At 62.3% G+C, this 15622-nt stretch carries 15 protein-coding genes and 1 pseudogene; all 16 read left to right on the plus strand.

Features of this window, described 5'->3' with window-relative positions; genetic code table 11:
* Nucleotides 1–190 precede the first annotated feature (190 nt).
* The gene (locus tag AC1Q7H_RS09680; protein WP_492381177.1) at nucleotides 191–1240 is read left to right on the plus strand and encodes a TadA family conjugal transfer-associated ATPase; all 1050 of its coding nucleotides are present in this window, start codon (nucleotides 191–193) and stop codon (nucleotides 1238–1240) included.
* 45 nt (nucleotides 1241–1285) lie between these two features.
* On the plus strand, nucleotides 1286–1609 hold the full coding sequence (locus AC1Q7H_RS09685; protein ID WP_276522664.1) for a TrbC/VirB2 family protein: 324 nt from the start codon (nucleotides 1286–1288) through the stop codon (nucleotides 1607–1609).
* Nucleotides 1610–1611: 2 nt separating this feature from the next.
* Nucleotides 1612–1941 carry a protein TrbD gene (locus tag AC1Q7H_RS09690; RefSeq protein ID WP_013954473.1) on the plus strand — a complete coding sequence of 110 codons (330 nt, stop codon included), beginning with the start codon at nucleotides 1612–1614 and terminating at the stop codon, nucleotides 1939–1941.
* Entirely contained in the window at nucleotides 1935–4379 is a 2445-nt protein-coding gene (locus AC1Q7H_RS09695) for a VirB4 family type IV secretion system protein (protein ID WP_492381178.1), read from the plus strand. Before AC1Q7H_RS09690 ends, AC1Q7H_RS09695 begins: the two co-directional genes overlap by 7 nt.
* A 45-nt stretch (nucleotides 4380–4424) precedes the next feature.
* Complete coding sequence (locus AC1Q7H_RS09700) at nucleotides 4425–5189, plus strand: conjugal transfer protein TrbJ (protein ID WP_492381179.1); 765 nt, start codon at nucleotides 4425–4427, stop codon at nucleotides 5187–5189.
* A 1-nt stretch (nucleotide 5190) separates the two neighbouring features.
* On the plus strand, nucleotides 5191–6192 hold the full coding sequence (locus tag AC1Q7H_RS09705; RefSeq protein ID WP_492381180.1) for a type IV secretion system protein: 1002 nt from the start codon (nucleotides 5191–5193) through the stop codon (nucleotides 6190–6192).
* An 11-nt stretch (nucleotides 6193–6203) separates the two neighbouring features.
* Entirely contained in the window at nucleotides 6204–7469 is a 1266-nt protein-coding gene (locus AC1Q7H_RS09710) for a TraI domain-containing protein (protein WP_492381181.1), read from the plus strand.
* Between the two features lie 4 nt (nucleotides 7470–7473).
* Nucleotides 7474–9330 (plus strand): conjugative transfer system coupling protein TraD, encoded by a 1857-nt coding sequence (traD, locus tag AC1Q7H_RS09715; protein WP_492381182.1) that lies wholly within the window; start codon nucleotides 7474–7476, stop codon nucleotides 9328–9330.
* Nucleotides 9331–9338: 8 nt separating this feature from the next.
* The gene (locus AC1Q7H_RS09720) at nucleotides 9339–9845 is read left to right on the plus strand and encodes a hypothetical protein (protein WP_492381183.1); all 507 of its coding nucleotides are present in this window, start codon (nucleotides 9339–9341) and stop codon (nucleotides 9843–9845) included.
* A complete protein-coding gene (locus AC1Q7H_RS09725; RefSeq protein WP_249221384.1) occupies nucleotides 9817–10062 on the plus strand; it encodes a hypothetical protein in 246 nt (81 codons plus the stop codon). The genes AC1Q7H_RS09720 and AC1Q7H_RS09725 overlap by 29 nt, the downstream gene beginning before the upstream one ends.
* A gap of 1 nt (nucleotide 10063) precedes the next feature.
* Nucleotides 10064–10681 carry an IncC plasmid conjugative DNA transfer DtrJ family protein gene (locus AC1Q7H_RS09730; RefSeq protein WP_211982669.1) on the plus strand — a complete coding sequence of 206 codons (618 nt, stop codon included), beginning with the start codon at nucleotides 10064–10066 and terminating at the stop codon, nucleotides 10679–10681.
* A 78-nt stretch (nucleotides 10682–10759) separates the two neighbouring features.
* Nucleotides 10760–11644: an ATPase gene (locus tag AC1Q7H_RS09735; protein WP_492381184.1), complete on the plus strand. Its 885-nt coding sequence runs from the start codon at nucleotides 10760–10762 to the stop codon at nucleotides 11642–11644.
* 62 nt (nucleotides 11645–11706) lie between these two features.
* Complete coding sequence (locus AC1Q7H_RS09740) at nucleotides 11707–11898, plus strand: hypothetical protein (RefSeq protein ID WP_211982665.1); 192 nt, start codon at nucleotides 11707–11709, stop codon at nucleotides 11896–11898.
* Nucleotides 11888–13609 carry an ATP-dependent helicase gene (locus tag AC1Q7H_RS09745; protein WP_492381185.1) on the plus strand — a complete coding sequence of 574 codons (1722 nt, stop codon included), beginning with the start codon at nucleotides 11888–11890 and terminating at the stop codon, nucleotides 13607–13609. The genes AC1Q7H_RS09740 and AC1Q7H_RS09745 overlap by 11 nt, the downstream gene beginning before the upstream one ends.
* A 435-nt stretch (nucleotides 13610–14044) precedes the next feature.
* Complete coding sequence (locus AC1Q7H_RS09750) at nucleotides 14045–15229, plus strand: helix-turn-helix domain-containing protein (RefSeq protein ID WP_492381186.1); 1185 nt, start codon at nucleotides 14045–14047, stop codon at nucleotides 15227–15229.
* Nucleotides 15181–15381, plus strand: a pseudogene (locus AC1Q7H_RS09755) (transposase); the annotation flags it as partial. The gene AC1Q7H_RS09750 and the pseudogene AC1Q7H_RS09755, both read left to right, overlap by 49 nt.
* Nucleotides 15382–15622: the final 241 nt, after the last annotated feature.

The raw sequence follows: 15622 nt of genomic DNA on the forward strand, positions 1-15622 counted from the left end.
CAGTCCAACCGGTTGGACTGCGCCCGGATACTCCGTTTCATCTCGCCATTTCGCATCGGGTCAGACTGTCTGGCCGAGAACTTCCAGTTCACGAATAGGCGCAACGTCACTTTGCCACCCCGTAGAAAGCTCACGAAAATCGCATAGCTTTCGGCCGCACACGCAGACGCTGAACGAGAACAATAGCGGCATGTCTGCACCTGCCGCCTCCTCCCCCCTGCAATTCGACCAGCTCGAAGCGAGCGCGGTCGCAATGTTCTTCGAGGCTCTTGGCCCGATCAAGCCCTATGTCGAAGTGCCGGACGTTGCCGAGGTCATGATCAACCACGCTGATAGCGTCTGGATTGAGCGCCACGGCGAGTTGCTCAAACTCGATATCCGGCTCGATCCGGCCATGCTCGAAGGTGCAGTGCGTGCACTCGCCGCCTCGGTGCAGAAGTCCGCGGTGCGCGGCACCGACCAAGGCATCATCAACGCCGGCTACCAGGGCATGCGGATTGCCGCCGTGATGCAGCCCACCGCCATCGACGGAAACGCGCTCAGTATCCGCCGACACCGCGAGCAGAACCTCTCCCTTTCCGACTACGTCGAGATGGGCGCGTTCTCTGCCCGAGTGGCCCGCAACACCGCCGACGACAAACCGATCTTTGACGGCCCAGTGGAGGATGAACCGCTAAAGGCAGCGCTCACCCAACTGGTCGTGCAGCGCAAGAACATCCTCGTCGCCGGGGGCACGTCCTCGGGCAAGACCACCCTCCTAAACGCGCTGGTGGCCGAGATCCCCCACAGCGACCGCGTGCTGTCCATCGAAGACACGATGGAACTGAAGATGACGGTGCCCAACAAGGTCCGCCTGTTGTCCAACGCTGACACCCGCGTGACCACGCAACAACTGGTCGCCCTGTCCCTGCGCTTTCGCCCCGACCGGATTCTCGTTGGCGAAGTGCGTGGCGGCGAGGCGTACGACCTGCTGCAGGCGCTCAACACCGGCCACGATGGCGGCATGGCGTCGCTACACGCCAACAACGCCCGCTCCGCCCTGTCGCGGCTCGAAAGTCTGGCGATGCTCGGCATCCCCGCCGGCTCCCGTTGGGAGCTGGATGACATGCGCAAGCTCATCGCCGAATGCTTCCACTACGTGCTGCACCTGCGTCGTACCGGCGAGATGCGGCACGTGTCGGAAATCCTGGAGATCCAGGGCTTCAAGAACAACGACTACGTCGTCAATCGCGTTTTCTAACTGGGAGTTCGCCACACCATGCTTCGATCCAACCCGCAACCGGGGATGCCGTCCAACACTACCGTGACCCGTTCCCAACACACAGCCTTGGTAATGGGCGCGGCACTGATGCTGTGCGCGCAGAGCGCCATGGCAGCCGACCTCGGGATCTTCAGCGGCCTGACCAATATGATCTGCTCGATCCAGGCACTGGTGAGCGGCCCCATCATTTTCGTGATCGGCGTGGTGGTCATCATTCTGGGCGCAATTGGTATCGCCAACTCCGAGTCGACCATCGTAAAGGTCGTCATGACGGCCATCGTCGGCATCGGGCTCGCGGCTGCCGCCATTCCGATCGCCAAAAACCTTGGCCTGACTCAGTACTGCTGATCATGCGCCAGCACGCCGTCAGCCGCTCGCTCTCTCTGCCGCGCATGCTCGGCGGCGCTGTGCGCGGGCTCGCCATCGCCAACGGAACCATCACCGCCCTGCTGTGCTATGCCACCTACACGGGCGGCTTCTGGACGGTGGCCGGGTTCTTCCTGCTTGGCCTGTGTGTCCACTTGTTCCTGCGCTGGCTCACCACCAGCGACCCATGGTGGAACCTCGTGCTGAACGTCTACAACCACTACGGCGACGTCTACGAGTCGGCCCCGTGGCACGGCAAATTCAGCCCCCGCTTTCGCCGCCCCTACGGCTTTGATAGCGATCTGCCATGCTGAAACGCCGCCCCATGCAGGAAATTGCACCGTGGATGACGCTGGTTACCCCCGACCTGGTGCTAAACAAGGATGGCTCGCTGCTGGCGACCTTTGACTTCGATGGCATCGACGCAGACAGCCCCAACACGCTGGACGTGTCGGCCGCCCGCGACCAGCTCGATCAGGCCTGCCGCAGCTTCGACAGCCGTGTGACCGCATGGTGGCGGCTACGCCACCGGCGCACCCGCGACTACATCGGCGGCACCTTCCCCGCCGCGTCCGACGCCCGGCTCGATGCGCTCAATCGGCAGCACATGACCAGCGGCAAGTACTTCCGCAACTCGCATTCGCTCGCGCTTGCCTACACGCCGGAGAACGGCATCGACAAGGTGTTCGAGCGCATGGCCTATCACATGACGGTCGGTGGCAAGAACTTCGCCATCGCCGCCTTCGAAACCGCCAAGGACGTGCTGCTGGCCCGCAATGCCTTCGCCTTCGACTTGCAACGCACCGAGGCCGACGCCAAGCGCTTCGAGTCGATGCTGGACGCCTTCACGGGTGGTGTGAGCAAGCTCGGCCTCACCCGCCTGTCGATGCAGGACAGCCTGGCTGCGCTGCATCAGACGGCCAATCCGACCGTGCCGCCGCGCCGCGTCCGCTTTCCCGTCACGCTGCTGGATACGCATCTCACCGAGTCGGAAGTGACCAGCGGCGCCGACAAGCTGTTCTTCGAATCGGCCCACGGCAAACGCTTCGCCGCCGTGGTGGCCATCAAGGAATGGATGGGCTTTCAGGAAGCCGCGCTCGACGTGCTCACGCAGATCGACGCGGAACTGGACATCTGCATCCTCTATCGATTCCTCGACACCCACAAGGCCACCCACTACATCGAGAAGATCCGCCGTTTCTACAAGATGGCGAGCTTCAACCTCTGGTCGATCGTCAAGCAGATGGCGGCCAAGGAGGAAACGCAGAACGACGAAGGCCGCGAGCAACTGGCAGCCGAAGCAGGCGACGCGCTGCGCCGCCTGACCGCCGAGGGGCAGCAGCACGGCTTCGTCAATATTTCGGTGATCGTCTACGGCGACACCAAGGCCGAATGCGAGGATGCCGTGAGCGAGGTGGTGGGTGCCATCACCAACGCGGGTTTCGGCCCGATCCGGGAGAAGGCCAACCTGCTGCCGGCCTGGAACAGCACCCTGCCTGGCCGTTGGGACAAGCAGCGCCGCCTCCAATTCGTCGAAACGCCGGCGGTGTCCGACATTGCCCCGCTGCGTTCGGTGCGCCCCGGGCCGACCCGCAACAACTGGCTCACCAACCTGTCTGGCGTGGAGACCCCGCCGCTCACTTACCTGCCAACCCGCCACCGTACCGCGCAACGCGTGGACATGCACCAGCCGGGCGGCAATGGCCACCTGCTGGTGCTCGGCCCCATCGGGGCCGGCAAGTCGGTCATGCTCAACTTCCTTGTCGCGCAGGCGAGCCGCCAGCGCGCGCGCCGCATCCGCTTCGACAAAGACCGCTCGACCCGAATCCCTACGCTGCTCGCCGGTGGCAAGTTTGTCGATGTGACCGGGCGCTTCCAGGCGGCCACGCAGACCAATCCGCTGTCCTTGCTCACGGATGCCGCCAACTTCGCGTACGTCACGGACTGGTTGGTGCTAGCGATCGAGGACGATAACTTCCGTTGCACGCCGCAGCAGCGCACCGACCTCTTTCAGGCCGTGCAGATCCTCGCGCGCTTTCCGCGCGAGCGGTGGACGCTGTCCAACCTCTGCACGCAACTGCACGCCACGCTGCGTGAGCGCCTGCAGATCTGGGTGAAGGGCGGGCAATATGGCCACTTCTTCGACCACGTCGAGGATGCCTTCGAGGTGAGCGACGACCTGTCGATCGAGATGGGCGACCTGTTCACCAATTTCCCGCGCGCTGCGGCCCTCTTCATGGACTATGCGTTCTACCGCATTAGCCAGTCCATGGGAACCCGCTACACCATCATCGAGGTGGAGGAAGCTGGCTTCTTCTTCACCAACCCGCGGTTCTACGCCCGACTGGAAACGTGGATTGTGACTATCCGAAAGCTCAACGGCGCGATCTGGATGGCGACGCAGTCACTCCAGCAGGTTGCCCGGGTGGCGGACTTCGAGATCCTAAAGGACAACATCGCCAACATCATCTACCTGCCCAACAGCCAAGCCATTACGAGCAAGGAGCTGTACTGCGATGTGTTCGGCCTCACGCTCGATCAAGTGAAGATGATTACCGAGGCGGTGCCCAACCGCGACTACTACTGGACCACCAAGACCCAGAGCCGAATGCTGCAGACAGCGTTCAGCAAGGAAATGGTCGCGATGCTGCGCTCCGACGGCTATGCGCAGGAAGTGCTCGACCGCCACCACGCGTCCGGGCTACCGGACTGGCAAGACCGGTACGTGCGCGAAGTGCTGACGCGCGGCTAGTAGATAGCGCCCCGAGTTCCCCATCACACACTCAGGAACCTTCCCATGAAAAACGTCCTCGCAGGCGTGCTGGCTTCGGCAGCATTGACCGCTTCGTCCCTGGCCCATGCCAGCGGCTGGCCGGTGTTCGATGCGGCCAACTTCATCAAGAACACCATGACCGCCGCCCAGGCGCTCAAGACCGAGATCTACGAGAACACGAACATCGTCTACCAGAACAAGATGATGCTCAATCAGCTCCAGCAGGCGGTGGGACTGGATTCCGTCGCCATGGCCACGCAGGCTATGGGCATCCAGGAAGACATTCAGAAGCACCAGCGCTACGGGCAGGCGATGCAGGAGCTGTACGGTAGCCTCGCCAATAACGCCGACTTTCTCTCAAACGTACAGGGTCTGGTGGCGTCATCGGGCAAGACACCCGACCAGTGGTTCCGCGACCAGCGTACCTTGCTCGAAACCGGCGACAAGACCGCCAAGCGCCTTTTTGGGCTTGGTCAGGACGTGACCAAGAACAATGAGAAGCTCGCCCAGCGCCGCCGCGATCTGCAGCAGGATCTGAACATGAACCAAACCGCGCAGGCCACCGCCCAGCTCACCAACCAGATGCTGGACGTGATGGCCGGGCAGAACGCCGACCTCTTGCAACTGATCGGTGCGAAGACCCAGGCGGATGCGGTGAAAGACCAGAAGGTGAACGCGGATACTGCCGAGAAAACGGCTGCGGCCGAGCAACTGGCTCGACAGCAGGCAGACGAGCTTCAGAAGCTGCGCCAACAGGTCTTCAACCGCGGCACCCTGTCGGGGAAGTGAGATGACATACCTCGCGCCCCTGCGGCTTCTGCTGTGCGCCATTCTTGCCGCACTTTCCCTGGTTTCTGGGCCAGCGACGGCACAACCGAGCGACGAGACTCCGAATATCGCTTCAACCCTGACGCCGGCTGCCGGTTCAACGGGAGAGGCTCTGTCTTCGACGGTCAGGGAGTTGCTTTCACTGCGTGATGGGCTCCTCGACGGCGGGATCGCCATTAGCCGAACCACGGCTCCTGAAGCCGGTAAGTTCGCGTGGGCCCTCACCGTCCTCACCCTGGTGATCGCCGGCTTTCGATTCACAGCGCATCGCAATCCCGTTGGCGCGTGGGTGGAGTTCATTGAATCGCTCACGGTTCTTGGCATCTTCGCCGCGATGTACCTCAGCTTCGATAGCTTCGGCACTGGAATCTTCAAGTGGTTCGATCAGCTTGCGCGCAGCATGAGTGGAGGGACCTACGACACCGGCTCGCTGTTGGCGTACACCGCCGGCAAGTTCCTCGATTCCTTCTTCAAGGCGTTTCGGGTAGCCGCCTGGTATGACAAGCTCGACGTAATCTTCTCCTGCCTCGGGCTGCTCATCGCCTTTGCCCTGACCGCCGCCGCGTCCATCGTTTACACATACTTCGTGATGATCGGTCAGCTTCAGGCCGCTGTTGGGCTTGCGATCGGCCTGATCGCTGTCTCTCTTGGATTCTCGGAGTACACGCGAAAATACTTCTGGGCGTGGTTCGACTTCATGGCCACAGCCTCCATGTATGTGGTTACCGCTGCGATCATCGCGAATCTGGTCGCGGCCTCAACAGGCGAAACCATCCAGAAGGTCGCCGACATTGGTACCAGCACGGCTGCCGCGGGATGGAAAGCGGCCTCGCTGTCCGTCCTGGTGCTGTTGATCTCGATTGAGATTCCAAAGCTTGCCGGCTCGCTCTTCGGTACTGGTGGCGGCGTCTCTGTCGGCGCAGCAATGGGACTGGCAAAGGGTGCGTGGAAGCTCGGAAAGTGAGGGAAGTGAAGATGAATCAGCACCTTCCGCAAGATGCGTCCACTCTGCTGGCGTCCCACGAGCAGCGCATTGCTCTGATTCGCCAGTATGCCAACGAGGCCAACCCTGCTGACTTTGATGCGAAATGGCTAGTCGTGTTGCGCGCCTGTGCAAGCTGGTTCTCCACCATGCCGCTACAGCCGGACCAGCACTCTGAGCCGGGTGGCGCGTTCCGCGCAACAGTCGAGGTGGCCTATTTTGCAATGCGCCTCTCTGGCGGCCAGAAATTCGCCGCAGACCAGCCGTCGGAGCGCCGCCGGCGCTTGGAGCCCCAGTATCTGTATGCGCTGTTTCTGGCCGCGTGCTGTTCGTGGCTCGACGAGCCCTGCCGGCATTTCCACTTCGTGCGGGAGGATACGGGCGAGCAGTGGCTGCCGGCCGCGCACGGCGCCTTTCACACCTGGCTCGCGGGTAATGCCTACCGCGTGATCCGGCTGGAGGCGCCGCTGCCAGTGGAGCGCATGCGCAGCGCCCTGCTGGCGCGCTCGATCCTTGGCGCCGAATCGCTGTCGTGGCTGGACGGCCCGGTGTTGTCGGAGCTGTTTGGCGCGATCAATCCTGCCCCAATGCCCACCGGCTTCGAAGCACAACTGCACAAGAACGTGCGTCAGGCGGTTGCCGCGGCCCGCGACTACGAACAGAAGGCGCGGCGCGCGGTGTTCGCCCCGGATACCATCGTGCCGCCCTCGGCCGAACAGCTTGCCGCGGCGGCGACCCCAGGCGTACCGGCGGCCAGCGGCACGCGCAGACCGGCCGCACCGGTGCCTGAACCGGTTGCACCGACACCCAGCGCGGCCGCAGGTGCAGCGGCGCTTTTCCAGGCCCCCGTCGCCCCGGCCGAACCTGTTGTGGCCACGGCTCTCGCCACTCATGCGGAGACTGCGACGCCACTGGCGCCGGCTACCCCCGCACCCGCGGCCATCGATGCCGCCGCCATTGGCCGGGCACGCCGCGACGCGGCGGATCCATTCATGGCGCTGCTGGGCGGCTCGCGCATGATGAGCGAGTTCTTCCGCGCGCTCGCCCAGGACGTAACCGCCGGCAAGATCAAGGTGGTGTGGGCCGAGAAGGGGCTCGCACTGCCCAAGAAGATGCTTGGCAACTATGGCATCGCCAGCGACACGCTGATCGAGAACCTGCGCAAGCTCTCGCTCCTGTACGCCATGCAGGGCACTGACCTGATCCTGGCGGAGCGTATTGGCACGCTGATTCTGCCCCGCCCGAACACCCCGGCCTGAACCTATGGTCAAGTACATCAATCACTTTCGCCCGATGTTCGAGGCCCGCGCCGCCGCCGGCTGGGCGCTGGCCCTGATGCTGATCGCCACCTCAGGGATGCCGCACGCCGGCTACTTCGCCGCTCTCTGCGTTGGCATGCTTCTGCTACGTGGCACACAGGTATGGCGGGCGCTGGCCTTTCGCATAGCGATCTCGACCAAGTGGCTCGCCAAGATCCGCATCGACCGGTTGCTCACCGCGAGCGCCACGCTGCGCGAAAGCGACGATGCCATGTACCTCGGCACCGGCTTCGAATGGACGCAGAAGCACTGCCAGATCGCGCACGACATTCTGCGGATGCCGGCCTCCGAGATCCCCGGCCTGCCGCGCTGGCTGCCGACGAAGATTGCACGGGCCGTCGAAGCGCGGTTTGCGCCTCCCGAGAGCATTCGCGACCACACCCCACAAGGCCAGTCGTGGATCCACGGCATGGAGCCGAAGAAGGCACCGGTGCCCTTGCACTACAAGGCGCTGGGCGGCCATACGGCCGTGGGCGGTACCACCGGCGCGGGCAAAACTCGTACCTACGAGATCATCGCGACGCAGGTGATTCACAACGCCGAAGACGTGCTGATCATCATTGACCCCAAGAATGATCGCGACCTCAAAGATCGGGTCAAGAAGGAATGCGAGCGTACGGGGCGCAAATTTCTGTACTGGAAGCAAGCCGCGCCCTCCGAGTCGATCCGCCTGAACCCGCTGGAGAACTGGTCGCAGCCTTCGGAAATTCCGAGCCGCATCGCCCAACTGATGGAAGAAGGGCCATTCCGCGACTTCGCCTTCCTCTTCATTGACCGGGCGGTCAAGGGCGAACTGTATGTCGGCGACAAGCCCAACCTGCGCTCGATCCTGAACTATGCGCAGTCCGGCATCAACAGCCTTCTGGAGCGCTGCCTCAAGCGTTTCTTCCCCGAATCCGGCATGGCGGACTGGGAGGACGAAGTCAACGGCTTCATGCAGAAGCTCGGCCAGAAGAGCGGCGCGACGCTCCTCGACGGCATGGTGCAGCTCTACCTGCAGCGCTTCGTCAACGTCGGGCGCGGTCACGAATCGATCGACGGCCTTGTCTCGACGTTCACGCATGACCGTGATCACTACATGCGGATCATCGCCTCCGCACTGCCGCTATTGCAGATGCTGGCCACCGGCGAGACCGGCCTGATGCTCGCGCCCAAGGCCGATGACTTCGAGGATGACCGCGAGATCTGGGACATCGACAAGATCATCAAGCAGAAGGCCGTGCTGTGCGTCGGGCTCGATTCCATGTCCAACAGCATCGTCGCCAAGGCCATCGCCTCGATGATCCTGTCCGATATCGCATCGGTCGCCGGCACGATCTACAACTTCTATGACAAGCCGCCCGGTGTCGTCCTCATCATCGACGAGGTGGCCGAGGCCATCAACGAGCAGGTGATCCAGATCCTAAATAAGGGGCGCGGGGCGGGCTTCAAGGCCTTTGTTGCCTTCCAAAGCCGTTCCGATTTAGAGGCCAAACTCGGTAACGCAGCAAAAATGCTGCAGGTTTTGGCGAACCTCAACAACCAGATCATCTTACGATTGGAAGACACCGACACGGCGCAGTGGTTCTCCGACAAGGTGGGCGAAACCGGCATCACCAACATCGTCCAGTCGAGCACCACCAGCACCGGCAGTGAGGCCCACGTGGGCGAATTCAGCGGGTCGGTGTCCCGTTCCCGGCAGCTGGAGAAAGTGCCCCTGATCCCGGTGCGCCTGATTACCCAGCTCCCCAATTTGCAATATTTCCTGCGGGTTTCCGGTGGCGCTGTCTACCAGGGCCGCATCCCCATCATCGAAGGATAAGTTCGCACATGACCAGTCTGTTTCGCCAGATCGTCAAAGAGCACAAGCTCTCGGCCAAACTGTCGCCCGTCTTCATCTGCTTCCCGGAGCTGGATGACGTCTGCACCCGCCTCGTGGACTTTATCGGCCTGAACTTCATCGTGCGCGACGACCCACTGGTAAAGGAGATGCTGATGGACGCCCTCGCTGGCTACAAGGCCGAACGCAAGGACGGCTATGGCAACGTCGCCTTCATGCGGGGCCTCTTTGGCCGGGCGCACGAGCTGTACGCCAAGCGCTATGCCGCCTTCAAGGGCGAGAAGTACACCGTCTGGGCACCCTTTCTGGAACCGATCCCGCTGTTCGAAGGCCGGCAGGCGACGGGGTATGTGTGCCGCATGGTTGACGAGCCCTGCCCCGAGCCCATCACGCCGCGTAGCGCGGCCTTCCAACTCGCCGCCCGCGTCCTCAAGGGACCGGCCTTCCGCCGCTATTTCGAGGAATACGATGTCTGTGGCCAACTCGCTCATTGCTAACCTTTCCGGCCTCGCCCCCGCGGAGGTCGCTGCCATGCGGGCATGGGTGCGCGCGAACGATGCGGAGGCTTCGGTACCGGGCCAGTTCGCCCAAGGCCGACACGCGTTCGCCATGGCGATGGTGAAGCTCGAGCAGACCCGTCCCGCCCAATTCTGGGGCGGGCTGCTCGCCTTCGTCGCGATTCCGATCCTGGCCCTGCACGCCCTGGTGCGCTGACATGAGCAACAGTCGTTTCGTATCGCACCTGCGTATGTGGCTGATTGTCACGCCTGTCCTGTTGGCGACGCTCGCGCCCATGCTGCGTGACGACGGGCATTTCGAAGTCGACGGCGCCGAACAGGCCTCTGTCGAGTCCCTGTTCGGGGAGGATCGGGCCGAAGACATTTCCAGCCGTGCCAATGCGCGCTTCGGCGCCTGGTTCGTTGACTCGGGTGCAATCCGCCGCTCCTATTCTGGCTCAGCCAACCAAAGCTTGATCAGCGACGGCGGCGCGGCCGGGGTTGCCGCAAGCTGGATGCGGCATCTCTGGATGGAGATGTACCGCAGCATCTACCGCGCCACGGTCGCCGGCAACTGGGCATGGGGTGCGCTCTTCTTTGCTGTTGCCATGCTCAACGACGGCGCCGTGCAGCGGCGCATCCGCGCGGCCGCCGCAGGGGTCGCAAGTCCCGTTGGCTTTCACCTCGCAGCGCACGGCCTGCTCATTACGCTCGGCGTGAGCGCGTCGGCTCTGCTATTGCCATTCTCGCTGCCCGCCTCCGTCTGGACGGTCGCCACCGCTTGCGTGGGCGTGCTGGCCTGGCGTCTGGCTGCCTCGTTCCATGTGAATCGGTAGCCGTCCTCGCATTCACCACTACCCACAGTATTCAACGCGGATCGCCCACCTATGGGGGTCCATTCAGGAGAAAACCGCATGACCACCAATACCGACACCGCCGTTGTTACCCAGGACGATGCACCGCTCGCGGCCACCATGGATGCCCTGGCTCCGAACACCGCAATCGAGGGACCGGCCGACGCTGCGCCGGGCACCAACCCTGGCGTCACCGATGGCGCCGACGACGGCTCGATCGAGCGTGAACTGGCTGACATGGAAACGGCGGCCGAGTCGCTGCGCAAGGAAGGCCTGATCTCGGCCGACGAGGCGGAAGAAAAGAAGGCGGAGGTCGCCAACACCCGCAAGCGCTTCCGCGAGCTGAAGCCAGAGGATCGCGCCGCGATCATCCGCCGCCGTCGCGAGATCGGCGCGCAGATTCTCACCCGCCAACTGGCAGGCGCCGCAGTCGTGCCAGTCGCCATCAAGCTCAACCACACCCGCCTGCGCCCGCTGTTCGAGCAATGGTGGCCGTTCATGAACCGCATGAGCATCAACCTGCAGCGCTTCGGCGGTGCCACCTTCGGCAAGGGCGAGCTATCCACCGTCGAAACCTACTTCGAGCGCGAACTGACCCGCATGGAGGACTACGTCGATGAGCAGCTGCGCGTGGCGGAAGCATACCGTGACCAGCGCGAATCGGAGATGCGGGCCAGGAACGACATCGTGTTTGAGCCGACAGTCACACTCCCCTCTCTGAACCTGACGGTCGAGGCCTACTCGCGCTTCTCCATGCGCGTGCTGGGCGTCCTGGCCAAGTTCGATCGCACCATGGATCAGTTCGACTTCATGGTCTGGAATGGCATCCGCGATCAGAGCGATATCAACGACGAGGTCGCGAGCTTCCTGCGCAAGTTCCACCCGCTCGGCCTGCGCAGCTATATGACTCACCTGAAGCTCATGACCACCGTTCGAGCCGTCTGAACTGGTTGGCCGGTCAGCTTCTGGCCGGCCACTCCCCTGCAACATCAACCGATTGACGGGATATGAACATAAGAGGCGCTTGGGTCGAGTTTCAGACCGACCTGGACTCGTACGGTGAAGGCCGTGTGATCGCACATAACGAGCGCACCGGCGACCTGGTCATCCGTGACGACGATGGCATGCACTGGCGAGGCGCCGAAGACCACATCGAAATCATCGTTCAACCTTCAGAGCTGGACACGCATGCTGGCTGAGCTGAATCCCGCGCAACGAGAGGTCGTGGAGCTTCGGCGACATTGCGTCGCCGTGGCCTGTCCCGGTGCAGGTAAGACTAAGACCATTGCCACCAAGGCTGCGATGCTTCTGGCGGACCCCAAAGCTACCGTGGGCGCCGTGACGTTCAGCAAAGACGCAGCGCTCGAGCTTCGAGAGCGCATCCTGGCGCTTGCCGGACCGGCGACGAAGAAGCGGCTGCTTGCCGGTACATTCCACTCTCTCGCCTATAAGCAGCTTGGACGGCGCGGCGGTGGTGCGCCAGACATCGCAACCGAGGGCGATCGTACCGGCCTGCTCATCCAGGTCCTCTCCGACGTCGGGATGGACTGGAAGGTGGAGGACGCCATTGCAGCAATCGAAGCGATCAAGACCAACTTCGGCCAGGTACAAAGCGGCAGCGCGGAAGAACTCCTTTACCGCGGTTACCAGGATTCACTGGAACGAAATGGCAAGATTGATTTCCAGGACATGCTGCGACTCGCGGTGGAAGGCATGCAGAGCGGCACCATCGAGCCCTATCCGTTCACGTACCTACTGGTCGACGAGTTTCAGGACACCGACCCCCTGCAGTACCAGTGGATTGCGTTGCATGCTCGGGCCGGCTCGATCGTGACCGTCGTTGGCGACGACGACCAGAGCATCTATGGCTTCCGCTCGGCATTGGGCTTCCGCGGAATGGAGTCGTTCATTCGCCAGTTCGATGCGCAGCCGGTGGTGCTCGGCAACAACTACCGCTGCCACGCAGAGATCCTTGGCGCGGCCGACAGGATCATCCGGAACAACCGTGACAGGATTCCGAAGGAGCTGATTGCGCACAAGGGCCCCGGTGGGCAGGTTCGGTTCCAGCGCTTCCCTGACGAGTATGCCGAGGCAGTGGCCGCCATGGAGCACCTGGCGGTGGCGCTAAGGAATGGCCAGTCGGCGGCAATCCTGGCGCGAACGAACCGCATCCTTGACCCGGTCGAGGCCGTATGCCGTTCGCATGGCGTCAAATATTATCGGGCGTCCGGCAAGTCGATCCTGAGCCGGCCGGAGGCTGCCCTGATGTGCAATCTTCTGGAGCTGGTCCAGAAGACGAAAAGTACCGGTGTTGATGCGCTGCTGTCCTTTGTCGGGATTGGAACTCAAGAACTCCGGCTCCTGCACAGCAAGGGCCGTGCGAATACAGAACAACGCCAGAGAAAGGAGCTTCTGGAACTGGGCCTCTCGGAAGCGTCCAGCGATCGCTATCGGGAACTCATGAAGCGGCTTGCGGAGTGGCGATCCCTCTGCGACAGGCAGTTCTACTCCCTGGTGCTCGAGGGCGCGCGTGAGTGGATGATGCAGCATACCGCCGCGGATCCTGCCCGTCGTGCCATTACCACGGCCTATGACGTGCTATCCCGACTCAACGGTCCATTCTCCGAACGGCTGGAGTTCCTGCGCCGCGATAACAATGAGCCGGCGCCGGATGCGCTGATCCTTACAACCATGCACAGCTCCAAGGGGCTTGAGTGGGATCGGGTATGGATCATTCGTGCTGAGGAGACCGTTGTGCCCGATGAAAAAAGCACCGAATCGGAAGAGCGGCGGCTGTTCTATGTGGCGGTGACCAGAGCGCGGGAGGATCTGCGTCTATCGATGGCGAAGAAGAATCCGACCTCTCGATTTGTGTTGGAGGCAGGTATTGATGTGGCAATCGCCACATGATGCGCCAAGAGAGATGGCACTGTGACCCGGTGGTCGCTGCCTGCAAACGGGAACACGTGCAAGAAGGGATGACGTCCGACTTGCGCGCAGAAATCCCGAGAGAGAAAGCTGCCAATGACCGTGCATCCGCTAATCGACAATCCTCTACCTGTCCGCCGCGGCATCAGTGCGACGTGGCCACGCGGATTTCCAAGGAGGAATGGATGAGCCTGTAGGCGTCTCCATAGGCGAAAAAAAACCTGGAGTTGCAGCTCCAGGTTTTTCATCTGCATAGGCAAAAGAGGTCACAAGCTTCGAAACCCCTTTGACTCGACCTACAAGACAGATCGAGTGTACGAAGCTCGCGCCTTCGCTGTCAATGCTTCCTTTCCAAGTTTGCGCTGATCGAAGATGAAATGTGGCTTCGACGGGCTTCCTATTGCCCGAAGATCAACAATGTGCGGCGGTACGTCGCATGCTCCTAACCCTGTCGCTACCGACGGCCGGCAACCCAAGGCAGCCAGGCTCGATGCCGGCCGGCTGCCTGAGCGGATTCTTAGGGCAATCGCGCTGGTCTACGAGTCCGATGGACTTCGGACTTTGCACATCACGAATCGTCAGGTACTGGCCACGCTCGTCCGCTTCGCTTTGAACCAGAAGGATCCCTCTGCGCTCGCCTTCATCAAGAAGGCAACGATTGCGCAACACCTCGGGATCAGTGAGGCCACTGTCTATCGAGCGCTTGGTGCGCTTGAAAATGCCGGGCTTATTGCGCGTGAACGGCAGCGGCGCACCAGGGCGCATCTCGAGGTCGTTGGGCGGATCGGGTTCTCCGCAAAGTTGCTCCGATGCATTGGGATCGCCAGTCCGCAGCTTCAATCCACTGTCCACGTTCCGGCACGTTCCGATGAATCGCGGACCTCTGCTTGTCTCGCATCGGTGAGTGGCGTAAACAAGACCATGCAGTCTTCTACGAAGAAACATCCCGGGCAGGGAGTCTTTGTACAAATTGACGATCGGGCAGTCCCCATTGATCTGGCGCCTCTAGTGCGCAATCAAGAACTTAAGACGTCCGCCCTCTTCCTTCTGATGCGACTCGCGAGGGAGGCTGGCCACCGACTGTCGGACGTCGTCTCGGCATCCGGCAATGCGCTCAGGCCGCTCCGGGGGCGAGAACTGTTCGCGTACCTCAAGTCGCTCCTCGAAAAGCCTGTTGACTATGGACATGTAGTCCGGACGCGGAAGCTCCGTGATGACGGTGAGCGCGCTGCCGAGGCTCGGGCCATGCAAGAGCGGCAGCAGGTTGCCGAACTCGTGGAGATGTACCGAGACGAACGGGTTTCAGCACCCGACGGATCGACCTATGAAGTCGATTCAGCGTCCATCGTGATCACCGACGCTAACGGCCGCCGAAGCTCTTTGGCGCATGACCGGGCGCGCGCCTGGCTTATCGAGTTGGACAAAGTGTCGGGCGGACAGGCCCCTGCCGTAGCCCAGCCGGCGCAAGCGAGGCAGCGGTCGTCGGTAGTGGCACACGCAGCCATTGAGGATATTCGCAGGTTGATGCGAGACAGACAGGCGCCTCAGTGCGTTTCGCGGAGATCAGTGCGGCCGGACGCCGGCGTTTGCCGATCCGCCTGATGGTCGTACTGCTGTACCTCAAGCATGCGTACAACGAGAGCGATGAGTCGGTGTGCGAGCGGTGGGCGCAGGACGTCTATTACCAGTTCTTCAGCGGCGGCCAGGAATACTTTGAGCCGCGCCTGCCGTGTGACCCGACGAATCTGGTGCGCTCCCAGTACACAAGCACGGTTCCAAAAACCCTCGGAATCGTGCAGCCACAGGCACGGAAGCGGAATTTCAGTAGCCAGGCCAAGGCACGGATGCGGTCACCCTGATCTGTTGGGATCCGCAAATACGGATTCCAACAGAAGCCGTAAGCAGCTCAATCAACCGGAAGGGCGAGCAGCTTCTGGCGCCAATGCGCCAGAAGCTGGAGGCAATCTTGAAAGAGCGCGACGCGCCGTAGGCGTG

Source organism: Cupriavidus sp. GW823-FHT06D04 (assembly GCF_058795055.1).

What these genes read in the sequence shown, in the direction of transcription:
- AC1Q7H_RS09680 (WP_492381177.1), top strand. Translation starts at nt 191, where the DNA reads ATGTCTGCACCTGCCGCCTCCTCCCCCCTGCAATTCGACCAGCTCGAA.
- AC1Q7H_RS09685 (WP_276522664.1), top strand. Translation starts at nt 1,286, where the DNA reads ATGCCGTCCAACACTACCGTGACCCGTTCCCAACACACAGCCTTGGTA.
- AC1Q7H_RS09690 (WP_013954473.1), top strand. Translation starts at nt 1,612, where the DNA reads ATGCGCCAGCACGCCGTCAGCCGCTCGCTCTCTCTGCCGCGCATGCTC.
- AC1Q7H_RS09695 (WP_492381178.1), top strand. Translation starts at nt 1,935, where the DNA reads ATGCTGAAACGCCGCCCCATGCAGGAAATTGCACCGTGGATGACGCTG.
- AC1Q7H_RS09700 (WP_492381179.1), top strand. Translation starts at nt 4,425, where the DNA reads ATGAAAAACGTCCTCGCAGGCGTGCTGGCTTCGGCAGCATTGACCGCT.
- AC1Q7H_RS09705 (WP_492381180.1), top strand. Translation starts at nt 5,191, where the DNA reads ATGACATACCTCGCGCCCCTGCGGCTTCTGCTGTGCGCCATTCTTGCC.
- AC1Q7H_RS09710 (WP_492381181.1), top strand. Translation starts at nt 6,204, where the DNA reads ATGAATCAGCACCTTCCGCAAGATGCGTCCACTCTGCTGGCGTCCCAC.
- traD (WP_492381182.1), top strand. Translation starts at nt 7,474, where the DNA reads ATGGTCAAGTACATCAATCACTTTCGCCCGATGTTCGAGGCCCGCGCC.
- AC1Q7H_RS09720 (WP_492381183.1), top strand. Translation starts at nt 9,339, where the DNA reads ATGACCAGTCTGTTTCGCCAGATCGTCAAAGAGCACAAGCTCTCGGCC.
- AC1Q7H_RS09725 (WP_249221384.1), top strand. Translation starts at nt 9,817, where the DNA reads ATGTCTGTGGCCAACTCGCTCATTGCTAACCTTTCCGGCCTCGCCCCC.
- AC1Q7H_RS09730 (WP_211982669.1), top strand. Translation starts at nt 10,064, where the DNA reads ATGAGCAACAGTCGTTTCGTATCGCACCTGCGTATGTGGCTGATTGTC.
- AC1Q7H_RS09735 (WP_492381184.1), top strand. Translation starts at nt 10,760, where the DNA reads ATGACCACCAATACCGACACCGCCGTTGTTACCCAGGACGATGCACCG.
- AC1Q7H_RS09740 (WP_211982665.1), top strand. Translation starts at nt 11,707, where the DNA reads ATGAACATAAGAGGCGCTTGGGTCGAGTTTCAGACCGACCTGGACTCG.
- AC1Q7H_RS09745 (WP_492381185.1), top strand. Translation starts at nt 11,888, where the DNA reads ATGCTGGCTGAGCTGAATCCCGCGCAACGAGAGGTCGTGGAGCTTCGG.
- AC1Q7H_RS09750 (WP_492381186.1), top strand. Translation starts at nt 14,045, where the DNA reads ATGTGCGGCGGTACGTCGCATGCTCCTAACCCTGTCGCTACCGACGGC.